Raw genomic sequence first — 16,897 nt, forward strand, 5'->3', positions numbered from 1 at the left:
GCGCGTCAGAGGATGGGCGCGAAGAGCCGCGCGACATGCATCAACACGCGCCGCAGCGCGGGCGCGTTGCGATACTCGCTGCGGTCGATCTCGAACGATTCGGCGAAGTCGCGCAGCAACATCTCTTCGACTTCGAGCGCGAAGCCGTGATCCACGGTCAGCACCATGATCTCGAAGTTCAGGCGGAACGACCGGTTGTCGAGATTCGCGCTGCCCACGGCTGCCGCGACGTCGTCGATCAGCACCACTTTCTGATGCAGAAAGCCCGGGCGGTAACGGAACACGCGCACGCCCGCGCGGATCGAGTCGTACGCGTAGAGTTTGGACGCTTCGAACACGACACGGTGGTCGCGCCGGCACGGAATCAGGATGCGCACGTCGACGCCGCGTAGCGCCGCGAGCCGCAAGGCCGCGAACACGGCTTCGTCGGGCACGAGGTAGGGCGTGGTGATCCAGACGCGCTCGCGCGCCGCATTGATCGCTTCGACGAAAAAGAGCGAGCAGGTCTCCTGCTTGTCGGCCGGACCCGTCGGCACGACGAGGCAGTGCATGCCGTCGCCAGGCCCCGCGGGTGGCGGCGAGTCGAAGTGCGGCAGATCCTGCGTGGCCCAGTACCAGTCTTCCGTGAACACGAACTGGATGCTGGCGACGGCGGGGCCGCGCACTTCTATGTGCGTGTCGCGCCACGGTGACAGGGGCGGCTTGCCACCCAGATACTCGACGCCGACGTTGTGTCCGCCGACAAACGCACGCTCGCCATCCACCACGACGATCTTGCGGTGGTTGCGGAAGTTAAGCTGGAAACGGTTGACGAACTGCCGGTTCGTCGCGAACGGATGCATCTGCACGCCGCCCGCGAGCAGCGACGCGACATAGCGGTGCGGCAGGTCGAAGCTGCCGATGCTGTCGTACAGCACGTACACGCGCAGGCCTTGCGCGGCCTTTGCGAGCAGCGCGTCCTTGAGCATCTCGCCGAGCGCATCGGCGCGCACGATGAAGAACTGCACGACGATGTAGCGCTGCGCGTTTTCGATCGCATCGAGAATCGCGGCGAACGTCGCTTCGCCGTTCACGAGCGTGCGCACGTGGTTACCGGGCAGAAACGGCATGCCCGACAGGCGCGTGAGCGAACGTACGAAATGATGGCCGAGCGCTTCCGTCGGACGGCCATGCGACGAGGCTTCCGTATCCCACTCCGGCGGATGCGCGCGGGTGCGCAGCGTTTCGTTCTCGAGGCGGCGCGCGTCCGCGTAACCGGCGAACTTGCTGCGCCCGAGGAACAGATACGGAACCAGCGTCAGATACGGCATCGCGACGAGCGACACCGCCCACGCGATCGCGCCTTGCGATGTGCGGGTATGCAATATGGCGTGGCAGGCCGCGATCACGCCCAGCGCGTGGGCGAGAAACACAAGCGTGCCGATGTGAAGCAGATCGAATTGCATAAGCGTGCGAGCGATGGCCTTCCGCTGCGCGTAGTTGACTTCGTGGCGGCACTTATCGAGGCCGGGCTCGCGTGACTGACTACTTGACTGAGCTTCAATACCGGGCGACAGCAGCGCGGTCGCGCTCATATTACCGAAAGCGCCCGCGTCGCGGTCGGCGCTTCGTCAATGCGTGAAGGGCTTTTTGCGCAATTCGATGCTTTTGCGCATCGAATGCGCGGGCTGAAAAGCACGCGACGCACGGCGCCCAGGCGGGCGGCGTGCGTCGTGTCGTGCGTGGATCAGAAGCGTGCGGCCGTCGGATTCGTCAGTTACCGGGCAGATCGCTGGCCTGGATCAGGAACACGTTGTCGTCGCCGGCGCTGGTCGACATCCACACCAGGTCGAGGCCGCCAAACGCCGCTTCGACATGCGCGCGCTCGTTGCCGATCTCGACCACCAGCACGCCTTCGTCGGTCAGCCAGTTGCGGGCATCGGCGATGATGCGGCGCACGATATCCATGCCGTCCGCGCCGCCCGCGAGCGCCATTTCCGGCTCGTGTTTGTATTCGGCGGGCAGCGCCTTCATCGATTCCGCGTTCACGTACGGCGGATTGGTGATGATCACGTCGTAGCGGCGCTCGGGCAGCGGCGCGTACAGATCGCCTTCGAACAGTGCGACGCGTTCGTCCAGCTCGTAGTCGTGGACATTGCGTGCCGCGACTTCGAGCGCGGCGGGCGACAGATCGACGGCGTCGATGTCGGCATTCGGGAAGGCGTGCGCCGCGAGAATCGCGAGGCACCCGGAGCCCGTGCACAATTCGAGCACCGCGCCAACCTGTTCGGGGTCCTCGACGTACGGCTGCAAGCCGTCCTGCAGCAGCTCGCCGATGAACGAGCGCGGCACGATCACGCGCTCGTCGACATGGAAGCGATAGCCGTGCATCCATGCTTCCTGCGTGATGTAGGCGGCCGGCACGCGATCCTTCGCGCGCCGCTCGACCACTTTCAGCACCGCGTCGATTTCTGCGGACGTGAGGCGCGCATCGAGAAACGGCTCGAGCAGGTCGATGGGCAGATGCAGCGTGTGCAACACGAGATACGCGGCTTCGTCATAAGCGTTCGACGAACCGTGGCCGAACGCCAGGCCGGCCTGGTTGAACTGCGTCACCGCATGGCGCAGCACATCGCGAACCGTGGAAAACGGATGAGTCATGGTCTGGGCCCTCCGTCAGGCGATCAGTTGTTCGAGCACGCGTCGATAGACGTTCTTGAGCGGCTCGATATGTGCAACTTCGATATGTTCGTCGATCTTGTGGATGCTCGCATTCAACGGCCCAAATTCGATCACCTGCTTGCAGATGCGCGCGATGAAGCGGCCATCGGACGTGCCGCCCGTGGTGGACAGTTCCGTCGTGAGACCCGTTTCGGCGTGGATCGCGCTTTCCAGCGCATTCGACAACTCGCCGCGCGGCGTCAGAAAGGGCAGGCCGCTCACGGTCCACTTCAGGTCGTACTCGAGGCCATGCTTGTCGAGGATCTGATGCACGCGGCTTTGCAGTCCTTCAACCGTGCTCGCCGTCGAAAAGCGGAAGTTGAACATCACTTCCGCGTGGCCCGGAATGATGTTGGTCGCGCCCGTGCCGCTGTGGATGTTCGAAACCTGCCAGGTGGTGGGCGGGAAATACTCGTTGCCTGCGTCCCAATGCTCGGCGACCAGTTCGGCGAGCGCGGGGGCGAGCAGATGCACCGGGTTCTTCGCCAGATGCGGATAGGCGATGTGCCCTTGCACGCCCTTGACGGTCAGCTTGCCCGACATCGAACCCCGGCGGCCGTTCTTCACCATGTCGCCGAACTGCACGCTCGACGTCGGCTCGCCCACCACGCAATAGTCGAGACGCTCGCCGCGCGCCTGCAGCGCTTCGACGACCTTCACGGTGCCGTCCGTTGCAGGGCCTTCTTCGTCGCTGGTGATAAGAAAGGCGAGCGAACCGCGATGCTGCGGATGCGCGGCGACGAACTCTTCGCTTGCCACCACGAAGCCCGCGATCGACGCTTTCATGTCGGCGGCGCCGCGTCCGTACAGCTTGCCGTCGCGATGGGACGGTTCGAACGGCGCGGAGGTCCATTGATCGAGCGGGCCCGTCGGCACGACGTCGGTGTGACCCGCGAACGCGAGCAGCTTGCCGTCCTGGCCCGCGGTGCCGCGCTTGACGGCCCACAGGTTCGTCACGCCGTTCGATTCGATCGTTTCGCATTCAAAGCCGATCGCGGACAGGCGCTCGATCAGCAGGCGCTGGCAGTTCTGGTCGTCGGGCGTGACGGACGCGCGGCCGATCAGGGCTTCGGTAAGGGCAAGGGTGCCGGACATCGATTCAGTTCCTTCCAACCAGCAGGTGAGACGCGCGCGTAACCGCCACGCTTGAATCCAGGGGTGAAAAAATGCCGGCCCGAGCGGGCCGGCAACAGCTTTTACATGCGTGCGCCGAAGCGCAGAAAGCTCAGGCGAACAGCGACGCGTAATTGTCCGCCGAGAAGCCCAGCGTCTTCACACGCCCGTTCACGACGATCACAGGCCGCTTGATGATCGACGGTTTGTGGATCATCAGCGCGATCGCGCCGGCGGTCGTGCCGGCTTCGGCCTTGTGCACGTCCGACAGGCCGCGCCAGGTCGTGCCGCGCTTGTTGATGAGCTGATCGAGCGGCACATCCTTGAGCCAGTCTTCAATCAGCTTGTCGTTCACGCCGGCCTTCTTGAAGTCGTGAAACTCGAACTCGACGCCGTGTTCCTCGAGCCACACGCGCGCCTTCTTCACGGTGTCGCAATTCGGAATGCCGTAGACGACGGTCGTAGCGGAAGCGCGTGCCACGATCAGTCGCCTCGCAGCAGTTCGTTCAGGCCGACCTTCGCGCGCGTTTTGGCGTCGACCTTCTTGACGATCACCGCGCAATACAGGCTATGCGAGCCGTCCTTCGACGGCAGGTTGCCCGCCACCACCACCGAGCCCGCCGGAATGCGGCCATACGTGACTTCGCCCGTTTCGCGGTCGTAGATCTTGGTGCTCTGGCCGAGGTACACGCCCATCGAAATGACCGAGTTCTCTTCGACGATCACGCCTTCCACGACTTCCGAGCGCGCGCCGATGAAGCAGTTGTCTTCGATGATGACGGGGTTGGCCTGCAGCGGCTCCAGCACGCCGCCGATGCCCACGCCGCCCGACAGGTGCACGTTCTTGCCGATCTGCGCGCACGAGCCGACGGTGGCCCACGTGTCGACCATCGTGCCTTCGTCGACGTAGGCGCCGATGTTGGTGTACGACGGCATCAGCACCACGTTCTTCGCAATGTACGAGCCGCGGCGCGCGATGGCGGGCGGCACGACGCGGAAGCCGCCGGCGGCGAAGTCTTCAGCCGTGTAGTTGGCGAACTTCGACGGCACCTTGTCGTAGAACTGCGAGTAGCCGCCAGCCGGCATCGGCGCGTTGTCTTCGAGGCGGAACGACAGCAGCACGGCCTTCTTCAGCCACTGGTTGACGACCCAGTCGCCATCCTTCTTTTCGGCGACGCGCAGCGCGCCCTTGTCGAGCTGCTCGATGGCATGCGCGACGGCTTCGCGCACGTCGGCGGGCGCGGCCTTCGGCGACAGGTCGGCGCGGTTGTCCCAGGCGGTATCGATGATCTGCTGAAGTTGTTGCGACATGTTCGTGGTGCTCTTTCGAGAAGGTTGAAATCGGAAAGCGGGTGAGAGCGGAGCGCAACGGCGGCGCTCCATGCGGCCTGTGAGAAATGCCGGATCTAGCTTTTCAGCGAGCGGCAGAACTCGACGATGCGCCGCGCGCCCTCCGTGCATTCGTCGACGCCCGCGACCAGGGCGAGGCGGACGAAATCGCGACCGGGGTTCGTGTCGTGCGCGGTGCGCGCGAGAAACGAGCCGGGCAGAACCGTCACATTATAGTCGGCGTACAGGCGGCGGGCGAACTCGTCGTCCGACAGGCCCGTGCGCGCGACGTTCGCCCACAGGTAGAACGCGGCGTCGGGCAGCCTGACGTCGAGCACGTCGGCGAGCATCGGCGTGACGGTCGAGAACTTCTGCACGTACATTGCGCGGTTTTCGCGCACATGGGCCTCGTCGCTCCACGCAGCAATGCTCGCAGTTTGAAAGACCGTCGACAAGGCGGCGCCGTGATAAGTCCGGTATAGCAGGAACTGCTTGAGAATGGCCGCGTCGCCCGCGACGAAGCCCGAGCGCATGCCCGGCACGTTCGAGCGCTTGGACAGGCTCGACAGCATCACGAGCCGCTCGAAACCCCGGCCGAGCTTGTGCGCCGCTTCCAGACCGCCGAGCGGCGGACGCGCCTCGTCGAAATAGATCTCCGAGTAGCATTCGTCCGACGCGATCACGAAGCCGTGACGGTCCGACAGTTCGAACAGCTCGCGCCAGTCGTCGAGCGTCAGCACGGCGCCCGTCGGGTTGCCCGGCGAGCAGACGTAGAGCAGCTGGGTGCGCGCCCAGACGTCGTCGGGAATGGCGGAGTAGTCACACGCGAAGTTGCGGGCCGGGTCGCTGTTGGCGAAGTACGGCTGCGCGCCCGCCAGCAGCGCCGCGCCTTCGTAGATTTGATAGAACGGGTTCGGACAGAGTACGATCGCAGGCTCGCCGCGAGCGTTTTTCTTCGGGTCGATCACCGTCTGCGCCAGTGCGAACAGCGCCTCGCGCGAGCCGGACACGGGCAGCACCTGGGTGGCGGGTTCGACGTGCGGCAGGTTGTAGCGCTGTCCGACCCACTTCGCGATCGCTTCGCGCAGCGCCGGCGTGCCGAGCGTGAGCGGATAGGCTGCAAGACCGCCGAGCGAATCGATCACGGCTTGTTTGATCAGCTCGGGCGTCGGATGTTTCGGCTCGCCGATCCCGAAGCTGATGTGCGCGAGACTGGCGGGCGGCGTGACGTCCTTGAAGAGCAGGCGCAGCTTTTCGAAGGGATAGGACTGAAGGGAGTCGAGTAGCGGATTCACTTGGCGGTTCGGCGTAGGTTCGGCGTGTTGCAGGACGGATTGTCGGACGGACACAGGCTGACACAGCGAAAGCGGCGCGCGGCGGACACGATGCGCAAGGCCTCGGATGCGGTGGCATCGAAACGGCTGCGCGGCACCGGCGACGAGCGGTCGATTATAGCGTGTCGGCGGGCTGCGGCACGGCGCATCGTCCATCTGGACAAGGCTTTGCGGCGCCGGCAACGAGATGGGCGCGACCGACCCGGTGCGCCCGGCACACAGAAGAAAGCGGAGACACAATGCGGGCAGTCACCGGATGCAACGGTAACGGATTCAGCGGCAACGGCTGGCAGCGATCACGCGCCGCCTGCGGCAATCAGCAGTACAACAAGGGCAACACGCAACGCAAGGCAGTCATGCAAGACACGCTGGGCACCGGCGGGAGCGCCGCGCGATGAATCTCTCGCTTCGCAACACTGTGGGCAACGCGTGGCCGACGCTCGCGATCATGCTGGGCGCGTCGGTGTGGGGCATGGTCTGGTATCCGCTGCGCATGCTGCACGCGCTCGGCGTGACGGGCACGGCCGCGAGCGCGCTGACGAGCGGCGCGGGATGCCTGTTCGTGCTGCTCGTGCGGCGCAGTGCGATCAAAACGATGCGCTGGCACTGGCTGCTGCCCGCGCTCGCGCTGTTCGCGGGCATCACCAATCTTGGCTTCGTGTGGGGCGCGATCCACGGCCAGGTGATGCGCGTGCTGCTGCTTTTCTATCTGACGCCGGCATGGACCGCGCTGTTCGCGCATTTCATCCTGCACGAGCGGCTGACGTGGGCGGGCGCGGGGCTCGCGGCGCTGTCGCTGGCGGGCGCGATGATGATGCTGTGGTCGCCGCAACTCGGCATTCCCGTGCCCGGCAGCCTCGCCGAATGGGCGGGGCTCGCGGCGGGCATGTCCTTCGCGATGAGCAACGTGCTGATCCTCAAGACGAGCCGCGTGCTGCCCGGCATGAAGGCGGAGATGCGCACGGCCGTGATCTTCGGCGGCGCGGCGATCTTCGGCGGCTGCGCGTCGTTCTTCGAATCGATGCCCGCGCCGCCGGCGGGCGAGCACATCGGCATGGCCGTGTTTCTCGTGCTTGCCATCGGCTTCGTGCTCGCCACCAACAACATGCTCGTGCAATACGGACTCGCGCGCGTGCCTGCCAACCGGGCGTCGATCATCATGCTGTTCGAGATCGTCATCACGGCGCTAACGGCATGGCTGTTCGCGGGCGAAGTCCCCGGTCCGCGCGAATGGGCGGGCGGCGCTTGCATCGTGCTGGCGTCGGCGCTGTCGAGCTGGGTGCATCGCGCGAAGGCTGCGGAGAAGACGGACACGGGCAAGGACGGAAACGCCGACGGCAACGGTAAGAATCGACCACGCGCGATGGTATGATTGCCCCTCATTGGCCGGCGGTGCAGCGTAGGGCGCACCGCGGCGCCGGAATCGCAGCGGGCTCGCGCTACATCGTGCCGTCAGTCGGGGGTTGAACCTCGTGGCGGTTCGCACATGAACCCGCGCGTTCCGTTTCCATAAATTATTTCTCAAACAGCGAAATCGCCGTGCGTCTGACCTCGATCAAACTCGCTGGCTTCAAGTCATTCGTCGATCCCACGCATTTCCAGGTTCCGGGCCAGCTCGTCGGCGTGGTCGGTCCCAACGGTTGCGGCAAGTCCAACATCATCGATGCCGTGCGCTGGGTGCTCGGCGAATCGCGCGCCTCGGAGCTGCGCGGCGAATCGATGCAGGACGTGATCTTCAACGGCTCGACGGCGCGCAAGCCGGGTAGCCGCGCCAGCGTCGAACTGGTGTTCGACAACGCCGACGGCCGCGCCGCCGGCCAGTGGGGCCAGTATGCCGAAATCGCCGTCAAGCGCGTGCTGACGCGCGACGGTACGTCGAGCTACTACATCAACAATCTCCCCGCGCGCCGCCGCGACATCCAGGACATCTTCCTCGGCACGGGCCTCGGGCCGCGTGCGTACGCGATCATCGGGCAGGGCATGATCGCGCGGATCATCGAGGCGAAGCCCGAAGAACTGCGCGTGTTCCTCGAAGAAGCCGCGGGTGTGTCGAAGTACAAGGAACGCCGCCGCGAAACCGAGAACCGTCTGCACGACACGCGCGAGAATCTGACGCGCGTCGAAGATATCGTCCGCGAGTTGACGGCGAATCTGGAAAAGCTCGAAGCGCAAGCTGTCGTCGCGACGAAGTACAAGCAACTGCAGGCCGAAGGCGAAGAGAAGCAGCGCCTGTTGTGGCTGCTGCGCAAGAACGAAGCGGGCACCGAGCAGGACAGGCAGAAACGCGCGATCGAACAGGCGCAGATCGACCTCGAAGCGCACACGGCGAAGCTGCGCGAAGTCGAAGCGCAGCTCGAAACGCTGCGCGTCGCGCATTATTCGGCCAGCGACGCGATGCAGGGCGCACAGGGCGCGCTGTACGAAGCGAACGCCGAAGTGAGCCGTCTCGAAGCCGAAATCAAGTTCATCGTCGAATCGCGCAACCGCGTGCAGGCGCAGATCGCCGCGCTGACGGCGCAGCGCGAGCAGTGGCTCGCGCAGGCACAGAAGGCCCAGGACGATCTCGAAGACGCCGAAATCCAGCTCGGCGAAGGCGAAGAGAAGGCGGTGATCGCCGAAGAGACGGCGGCCGCGAAGCACGACGCGATGCCCGCGCTCGAAGCGCGCTGGCGCGATGCGCAGGCGCAACTGAATGAAGAGCGCGCCGGCATTGCGCAGACCGAGCAGGCGCTCAAGCTCGAAGCCGCGCACCAGCGCAACGCCGACCAGCAGTTGCAGCAGTTGCAGCAGCGGCAGGAACGTCTCAAGACGGAAGCGGGCGGGCTCGACGCACCCGACGAGGCGCAGCTCGAAGAACTGCGCATGCAGCTTGCCGAGCACGAAGAGATTCTGAGCGAAACGCAAGCGCGTCTCGCCGATGCGCAGGACACGCTGCCGCGTCTGGACGGCGAGCGCCGCGCCGCGCAGGAACGCGTGCAGGCGGAGAGCGCGCAGATCCATCAGCTCGAAGCACGTCTGGGCGCGCTGCGCCAGTTGCAGGAAAACGTGCAGACGGAAGGCAAGATCCAGCCGTGGCTCGACAAGCACGAGTTGGGCGCGCTGCCGCGTCTGTGGAAGAAGCTGCATGTCGAAGCCGGTTGGGAAACGGCGCTCGAATCCGTGCTGCGCGAGCGTCTTGCCGCCGTCGAAGTGTCGAATCTCGACTGGGTGAAACACTTCGTCAGCGACGCGCCGCCCGCCAAGCTCGCGTTCTACGCGCCGCCCGCGGCCGGTCAGCCGGTGGCGGCGCCGGCGTCGCTGCGGCCGTTGCTTTCCCTGGTGCGCATCGACGACGCTGGCATCCGCGCGGTGCTCAACGATTGGCTCGGCAACGCGTTCATCGCCGACGATCTGCCCCAGGCGCTGTCGATGCGCGCGCAATTGCCGGAAGGCGGCGCGTTCGTCGTGAAGGCCGGGCACGTGGTGACGCGCGTCGGCGTGCAACTGTACGCGGCGGATTCCGAGCAGGCAGGCATGCTCGCGCGTCAGCAGGAAATCGAAAACCTGACGCGCCAGGTGCGCGCGCAGGCGCTGCTCGCCGAAGAGGCGAAGGCGGCCGCGATTCGCGCGGAAGCCGCGCATACGCAGGCATCGAACGCGTTGACGGAAGTGCGCCAGCAGGCCGAGCGCGCGACCCAGCGCGTGCACGCGCTGCAGATGGACGTGCTCAAGCTCACGCAGGCGCACGAACGCTACACGCAGCGCAGCACGCAGATCAGCGAGGAGCTCGAAGAGATCACCGCGCAGATCGACGAGCAACGCGCGTTGCGTGCCGAATCGGAGGCGAACTTCGAGCGTCACGACAGCGAACTCGCGCAATTGCAGGCGCGTTTCGAAGACAACCAGCTCGCCTTCGAATCACTCGACGAAGAACTCGGCAACGCGCGCAACGAAGCACGCGATCTCGACCGCGCCGCCACGGATGCACGCTTTGCCGCGCGGAACTCGGCGAACCGTATCGACGAGCTCAAGCGCAGCATCCAGGTCGCGCACGAGCAGAGCGAGCGCGTCGCCGGTTCGCTCGAAGACGCGCGCGCCGAACTCGAAACCATCAACGAGCAGACGGCGCACACGGGCCTGCAGGACGCGCTCGAAATCCGCCGCGCGAAGGAAGAGGCGCTGCACGCGGCGCGTCTCGAACTCGACGATCTGACGGCGAAGCTGCGCGCGTCGGACGAACTGCGTCTGACTACCGAGCGCGCATTGCAGCCGTTGCGCGACCGCATCACCGAATTGCAGTTGAAGGAACAGGCGGCACGCCTGAACGCCGAGCAGTTCATCGAGCAGCTGACGGCGGCGGGTGTCGACGAAGCCGATTTGCAGGCGAAGCTCACGCCGGACATGAAGCCGTCGTACCTGCAGGGCGAAGTCACGCGCATCAACAACGCGATCACCGCGCTCGGGCCCGTCAACATGGCCGCGCTCGACGAACTGAAGGCGGCGTCCGAACGCAAGACTTTCCTCGACGCGCAATCGGCCGACCTGACCAACGCAATCGAAACGCTCGAAGACGCGATCCGCAAGATCGACCAGGAAACGCGCACGCTGTTGCAAGGCACGTTCGACCAGGTGAACCATCATTTCGGCGAGCTGTTCCCGCGTCTCTTCGGCGGCGGCCAGGCGAAGCTCATCATGACGGGCGACGAGATTCTCGACGCCGGCGTGCAGGTGATGGCGCAGCCGCCGGGCAAGAAGAACTCGACGATTCACCTGCTGTCGGGCGGTGAAAAGGCGCTGACGGCGACGGCTCTCGTGTTCGCGATGTTCCAGCTGAATCCGGCGCCGTTCTGTCTGCTGGACGAAGTGGACGCGCCGCTCGACGACGCGAACACCGAACGTTTCGCGAATCTCGTGCGTGCGATGTCCGAGAAGACGCAGTTCCTGTTCATTTCCCACAACAAGATCGCGATGGAAATGGCGCAGCAACTGATCGGGGTGACGATGCAGGAGCAGGGCGTCTCGCGGATCGTGGCCGTCGACATGGAAACGGCTGCGGGATTTGTCCAGAATATCGTTTAAACGTCCACCCGCGCGTCGCTTCGGCTGCGCGGGTGTTGCTGAAACAGAACTCTGAATACGCTGCGCGTCTGTGCCCGCAGCGGCGGCGCGTGTCACTTACGGTGTCACCTGCCAGCCGCGCGAACCTGGCGCTGCGCGCAACGACGAAAAGAATTGCAGATGGAGCGTGCATGGACGAGTTGACACTCGGATTGATTGGCGCGGGCGCCGTGGTGGTCGGGGGAGTGGTGGTCTACAACGCGTGGCAGGGTGCGAAGGTGCGCCGCAGGATGCCGCGGCCGATGCCCGCCGATGCGGCGGACCCGCTCGTCCGGGACGACCAGGTCGAGCAAAGCCCGTTCATCGAGCCGGCGCGCCCGACGACGCGCCGCGAATCCGCCGCGGGCGAGCCGGCGGAAGCCGCGCGCGTCGAGCCGACTTTCGGCGGCGCCGCGCCGCTCGACACGCCAGCGGACATTCAGGCAGAGAACACGTCGCCGAACGGTTTTCCCGAGGATGAAGAAGCCGCTCAGCCGGCTGCCGAAGTGCAGGCCGACGACGAGCGCAACGAGCCGATTTTGCCCGCTGCCACGACGATTTCGTCGGCGCCGCCCGCGATCGTCGATCGGCGTATCGACTGTATCGTGCCGATCAGGCTGTCGTCTCCCGTGGCGGGCGACAAGGTGCTGCCGCTCGCGCAGCGTCTGCGCCGCGCGGGCAGCAAGCCGGTGCATATCGAGGGCAAACCGGAAGGCGGCGGCGCGTGGGAACTCCTGCAAAACGGCGTGCGCTACGAAGACCTGCGCGCGGCTGCGCAGCTTGCGAATCGCAGCGGCCCGCTCAACGAACTGGAGTTTTCCGAGTTCGTCACGGGTGTCCAGCAATTCGCCGATGCGCTCGACGCATCGCCCGAGTTTCCGGACATGATGGAAACGGTGTCGATGGCGCGCGAGCTCGACGGCTTTGCTGCGCAATGCGACGCGCAACTGTCGATCAACGTGCTGTCCGACGGCGCGCCGTGGTCGGCGAACTACGTGCAGGCCGTCGCGTCGCAGGACGGGCTGCTGCTGTCGCGCGACGGCACGCGCTTCGTCAAGCTCGACGTGAAGCAAAGCCCGGTGTTCATGCTGCAGTTCGGCGACACCAACTTCCTGCGCGACGATCTCACGTACAAAGGCGGCCAGATGATCACGCTGGTGCTCGACGTGCCCGTCGCCGACGAAGACATCCTGCCGTTCCGCCTGATGTGCGATTACGCGAAGTCGCTGGCCGAGCGCATCGGCGGGCGCGTGGTCGACGATGGCCGGCGGCCGCTGCCGGAGAGTGCGCTGCTCGCGATCGAGCAACAGTTGATGACGCTTTACGCGAAGCTCGAACAGGCGGGGATTCCCGCTGGCTCGCCAGCAACGCGGCGACTGTTCAGCCAGTAAGCCTGCAACACAGGTTACGCGACGAAGCTTCGTCTTAGCCGGGCCAACAACAGGGCCAACAACAGGGCCAACAACAGGGCCAACAACGGGGCCAACAACAGGGCCAACAACAGGGCCAACAACAGGGCCAACACCCGGACAAACCGCCTGACGCGCGCCGCCGCTTCAGGCGGTTTTCATTTGAATCTCGCCTTTCGCACAGGTGCTGGCATGTACACTGCGGCAGGCCTCATCCCACGTCGTCCTGCCATGGTTGGCCGCTGATCCACGCCTTGATCCCGGCGACCACTACCTTGTCCCTTCCATAGAACCCATGATGCGACGAAGCCTCGCAAGGTTTGCCGCGCACATCGCCGCCATGCACGGTGATCAGCGCGTACTGGCCTCTCTCCGCGATGCGTCGTAGCGCTTCATACGAGCAGAGGAAGCAGCCGTCGTCGGCGTGGTGCACGAATAGCTGGCGCGGGCGAATCGAGCCGTAATCGAAGCCGATCAACGGCGTGGCGCGGCCGCGTGCGGGACTGCTGAGCGTGGACGTATGCACGACGGCGTCCCAGACATCGGGCAACGCGCGGCCCACATAAGCCGTCGAGATCGTGCCGCGGCTCGTGCCGACCAGTACGAGTTTCGCGTCAGGGAGGCGGCCATGCAGGCTGGCTGCGACCTGGGCGAGATCCCGCGCGGAACGTGGCGACGCGCGGAACGCATCGGAGTAGCCGCGAGGTTGATCGGATGGGGCATCGACGATTGCCGTCGCGAACTGCGCGTCCACGAATAGCTGGCGTGCGCGAACCAGGAAGTTGTTCTTCTCGCGCATGTGGATCGTGCCGTCGGGCTGTTGCGACAGTTCGAGATCTCCGGCGCTGCCCGGGAACATCACCAGCACCCAACGCGGCGCGCTGCCGTCCTGCTGCGTGAGCAGATAGGAGATCGACGCGCCCTTGGCGAGCGGCACGCTGACCACTTGCTCGCTCGCGCTTGCGTCTGGTGCGCTCAAAAGGGCGAGCGCACCCAGAAGCACGAGCAGCGAATGGACGAAGCGAACGAAGCGGACGGCGATAGCGGGCATGGCGACAGGTTCTCCCAGTCGATGCGTGCCAATGTGGATCAAGGCACGCGATGGACGGCAGGCGACACGGTCGCATTGCGAGCCGCGCGCTGTCAACGGTTTGCGCGCGAACTAGCCGATCGGCCAGGACTTGTAGGAATACCGTCGTGCTGGGTTTGCGCGCGCACGAAACTGGCCATCCGGCCGATGCGACAGGAAGCGCTTCCTGAGATAATCTGACATCCCGTTACCATCCGCGAAACGCCGACAGCATGGCCCGAACCAACGTCCCTGATCCAGCAACCAGCGCACCCGCCGAGCGGGCGTTGTGGCTGCGCGCCGAACTCGAGCGCGCGAACCACGCGTACTACGTGCTCGACCAGCCGGACTTGCCCGACGCGGAATACGACAGGCTGTTCAAGGAACTGCAGCAGGTCGAAAGCGAGCATCCCGATCTCATCACGCCGGATTCCCCCACGCAGCGGGTCGGCGGCGAAGTGGCGAGCGGCTTTCAGCCCGTCGTGCACGACATGCCCATGCTGTCGCTGAACAACGGTTTTTCGGATGAAGACATCGCGGCTTTCGACAGGCGCGTGTCGGACGCGCTGCACGAAGAGACCGTCGACTACGCGTGCGAACTGAAGTTCGACGGCCTGGCCATTTCGCTGCGCTACGTGGACGGCCAGTTCACGCAGGCGTCCACGCGCGGCGACGGCGCGACGGGCGAAGACGTGACGCAGAACGTGCGTACCATCCGCTCTATACCTTTGAAGCTCAAGGGTAAGCGCGTGCCGAAGCTACTCGACGTGCGCGGCGAAGTGTTGATGTTCAAGCGCGACTTCGACAAGCTGAACCAGCGTCAGCGCGACGCCGAACAGCGCGAGTTCGCGAACCCGCGCAACGCAGCGGCGGGCAGCTTGCGGCAACTGGATTCGAAAATTACCGCGCAGCGTCCGCTGTCGTTCTTCGCCTATGGGATCGGCGTGCTCGACGGCTTCGAGATGCCCGCTACGCACAGCGAGCTGCTCGACTGGTATCACGAGATGGGCTTGCCCGTGAACAGCGAGCGCGCGGTCGTGCAGGGCGCTGAAGGGCTGCTTGGCTTCTTCCACAAAGTGGGCGAGAAGCGCGACAAGCTGCCGTACGACATCGACGGCGTCGTCTATAAGGTGAACCGCCGCGATCAGCAGGAGGCGCTCGGTTTCGTGTCGCGCGCCCCGCGCTTTGCGCTCGCGCACAAGTTCCCGGCGCAAGAGGCGTTGACGAAGCTCGTCGCCATCGACGTGCAGGTTGGCCGTACAGGCGCGATCACGCCCGTCGCGCGACTCGAGCCGGTGTTCGTCGGCGGCGCGACCGTGACGAACGCGACGCTGCACAACGAGGACGAAGTGCGTCGCAAGGACATTCGTATCGGCGACACCGTGATCGTGCGGCGCGCTGGCGACGTGATTCCCGAAGTGGTCGGCGCGCTGCTCGACCGGCGTCCGGCCGACGCGCACGAGTTCGTCATGCCGACGCAATGCCCCGTGTGCGGCTCCGCCATCGAACGGCTGCCGGACGAAGCGATCGCGCGCTGCTCGGGCGGCCTGTTCTGTCCGGCGCAGCGCAAACAGGCGCTGTGGCATTTCGCTCAGCGCCGCGCGCTCGATATCGACGGCCTGGGCGAAAAGATCATCGATCAACTCGTTGAACTGAATCTGGTGCGCACACCCGCCGATCTCTTCAACCTGGGCTTTGCGACGCTCGCCGAACTCGACCGCTTTGCGGAAAAGTCCGCGCAGAACCTCATCGACTCGCTCGAAAAGGCCAAGCACACCACGCTCGCGCGCTTCATCTACGCGCTCGGCATCCGGCATGTCGGCGAATCGACGGCGAAGGATCTGGCGAAGCACTTCGGCTCGCTCACGCCGATCATGGATGCGTCGGTGGAAGCGTTGCTCGAAGTGAACGATGTCGGCCCCATCGTCGCGGAGGCGATTCATCAGTTCTTTGCCGAGGAACACAACCGCACTGTCATCGAGCAGTTGCGCGCGCCCGGCAAGGTGACATGGCCTGAAGGGCCGCCCGCGCCGAGGGCGCCGCAGGGCGTGCTGGCCGGCAAGACGGTCGTGCTGACGGGCACGCTGCCCAACATGGGCCGCGACGAAGCGAAGGAGTTGCTGGAGGCGGCCGGCGCGAAGGTGGCCGGCTCGGTGTCGAAGAAGACCGATTACGTGGTGGCGGGTGCCGAAGCGGGCAGCAAGCTCGCAAAGGCCGAGGAACTCGGCATCCCCGTGCTCGACGAAGATGGTATGCGTAAGCTCCTGGAGGGGCAGACAACATGATTCACGAAATCCTCAAGATGGGCGATCCGCGCCTGCTGCGCATCGCCAAGCCAGTCGATCATTTCGACACGCCCGAACTGCACGAACTCGTCCGGGACATGTTCGAGACGATGCATGACGCCAATGGCGCCGGGCTCGCCGCGCCGCAGATCGGCGTCGATCTTCAGGTCGTCATCTTCGGTTTCGGCCATAACGAGCGGTATCCCGACGCGCCTTCCGTACCGGAAACGGTGCTGATCAACCCGACCATCACGCCCGTTTCTCTGGACACAGAAGAGGGCTGGGAAGGCTGCCTGTCGGTGCCGGGCCTGCGCGGCGCGGTGAGCCGGCTGTCCATGATCCGCTATCACGGCTTCGACCAGTTCGGCAAACCGATCGATCGCGTCGCCGAGGGCTTCCATGCGCGCGTCGTCCAGCATGAGTGCGATCATCTGATCGGCAAGCTGTATCCGATGCGTATCACGGACTTTTCCAAGTTCGGCTTTACCGAGGTGCTGTTTCCCGACCTCGATCCGAAATCGGACGATTGAGTTTCAGACGTCGAAAAGGAAAAAGCCCGCGCGAGCGGGCTTTTTCATGTCG

13 protein-coding genes are annotated in these 16,897 nt (G+C 65.1%); 6 read left to right on the forward strand and 7 right to left on the reverse strand.

Features of this window, described 5'->3' with window-relative positions:
• Nucleotides 1-5: 5 nt before the first annotated feature.
• From cls to dapC, 6 genes are all read right to left on the reverse strand, one after another.
• Entirely contained in the window at nucleotides 6-1,445 is a 1,440-nt protein-coding gene (cls, locus tag KFO72_RS10505; protein ID WP_054934466.1) for a cardiolipin synthase, read from the reverse strand.
• A gap of 307 nt (nucleotides 1,446-1,752) precedes the next feature.
• Nucleotides 1,753-2,640 carry a 50S ribosomal protein L3 N(5)-glutamine methyltransferase gene (gene prmB / locus KFO72_RS10510; protein ID WP_054934457.1) on the reverse strand — a complete coding sequence of 296 codons (888 nt, stop codon included), beginning with the start codon at nucleotides 2,638-2,640 and terminating at the stop codon, nucleotides 1,753-1,755.
• A gap of 15 nt (nucleotides 2,641-2,655) precedes the next feature.
• Nucleotides 2,656-3,795 (reverse strand): succinyl-diaminopimelate desuccinylase, encoded by a 1,140-nt coding sequence (gene dapE, locus KFO72_RS10515; protein WP_060602712.1) that lies wholly within the window; start codon nucleotides 3,793-3,795, stop codon nucleotides 2,656-2,658.
• Between the two features lie 130 nt (nucleotides 3,796-3,925).
• Nucleotides 3,926-4,294, reverse strand: a complete 369-nt coding sequence (locus KFO72_RS10520) for an ArsC family reductase (RefSeq protein WP_054934458.1) — start codon at nucleotides 4,292-4,294, stop codon at nucleotides 3,926-3,928.
• A gap of 2 nt (nucleotides 4,295-4,296) precedes the next feature.
• A complete protein-coding gene (dapD, locus tag KFO72_RS10525; protein WP_035990804.1) occupies nucleotides 4,297-5,124 on the reverse strand; it encodes a 2,3,4,5-tetrahydropyridine-2,6-dicarboxylate N-succinyltransferase in 828 nt (275 codons plus the stop codon).
• Between the two features lie 95 nt (nucleotides 5,125-5,219).
• Nucleotides 5,220-6,437 carry a succinyldiaminopimelate transaminase gene (gene dapC, locus KFO72_RS10530; RefSeq protein WP_225031996.1) on the reverse strand — a complete coding sequence of 406 codons (1,218 nt, stop codon included), beginning with the start codon at nucleotides 6,435-6,437 and terminating at the stop codon, nucleotides 5,220-5,222.
• A 278-nt stretch (nucleotides 6,438-6,715) separates the two neighbouring features.
• On the opposite strand from dapC, the gene KFO72_RS10535 reads away from it, so the two are divergent.
• From KFO72_RS10535 to KFO72_RS10550, 4 genes are all read left to right on the forward strand, one after another.
• Entirely contained in the window at nucleotides 6,716-6,874 is a 159-nt protein-coding gene (locus KFO72_RS10535) for a hypothetical protein (RefSeq protein WP_225031997.1), read from the forward strand.
• A complete protein-coding gene (locus KFO72_RS10540; RefSeq protein ID WP_060601287.1) occupies nucleotides 6,871-7,848 on the forward strand; it encodes a DMT family transporter in 978 nt (325 codons plus the stop codon). The genes KFO72_RS10535 and KFO72_RS10540 overlap by 4 nt, the downstream gene beginning before the upstream one ends.
• 167 nt (nucleotides 7,849-8,015) lie before the next feature.
• The gene (smc, locus tag KFO72_RS10545) at nucleotides 8,016-11,534 is read left to right on the forward strand and encodes a chromosome segregation protein SMC (RefSeq protein WP_225031998.1); all 3,519 of its coding nucleotides are present in this window, start codon (nucleotides 8,016-8,018) and stop codon (nucleotides 11,532-11,534) included.
• A 170-nt stretch (nucleotides 11,535-11,704) separates the two neighbouring features.
• Nucleotides 11,705-12,943, forward strand: coding sequence for a cell division protein ZipA C-terminal FtsZ-binding domain-containing protein (locus KFO72_RS10550; RefSeq protein WP_060601283.1), 1,239 nt, complete (start codon nucleotides 11,705-11,707; stop codon nucleotides 12,941-12,943).
• 229 nt (nucleotides 12,944-13,172) lie between these two features.
• Here the strand turns inward: KFO72_RS10550 and KFO72_RS10555 are convergent, their stop codons facing one another.
• On the reverse strand, nucleotides 13,173-14,012 hold the full coding sequence (locus tag KFO72_RS10555) for a hypothetical protein (protein WP_224100960.1): 840 nt from the start codon (nucleotides 14,010-14,012) through the stop codon (nucleotides 13,173-13,175).
• A gap of 251 nt (nucleotides 14,013-14,263) precedes the next feature.
• Here KFO72_RS10555 and ligA point away from each other — a divergent pair, with 251 nt between their 5' ends.
• Together ligA and def are read left to right on the forward strand one after the other, a co-directional pair.
• Nucleotides 14,264-16,315, forward strand: a complete 2,052-nt coding sequence (gene ligA, locus KFO72_RS10560; protein WP_224100961.1) for an NAD-dependent DNA ligase LigA — start codon at nucleotides 14,264-14,266, stop codon at nucleotides 16,313-16,315.
• Complete coding sequence (gene def, locus KFO72_RS10565; protein WP_007580570.1) at nucleotides 16,312-16,845, forward strand: peptide deformylase; 534 nt, start codon at nucleotides 16,312-16,314, stop codon at nucleotides 16,843-16,845. Before ligA ends, def begins: the two co-directional genes overlap by 4 nt.
• Nucleotides 16,846-16,897 lie beyond the last annotated feature (52 nt).

The sequence above is a fragment of the Paraburkholderia sp. XV genome, from assembly GCF_020177535.1.
GTDB classification, from domain to species: Bacteria; Pseudomonadota; Gammaproteobacteria; order Burkholderiales; family Burkholderiaceae; genus Paraburkholderia; species Paraburkholderia caribensis.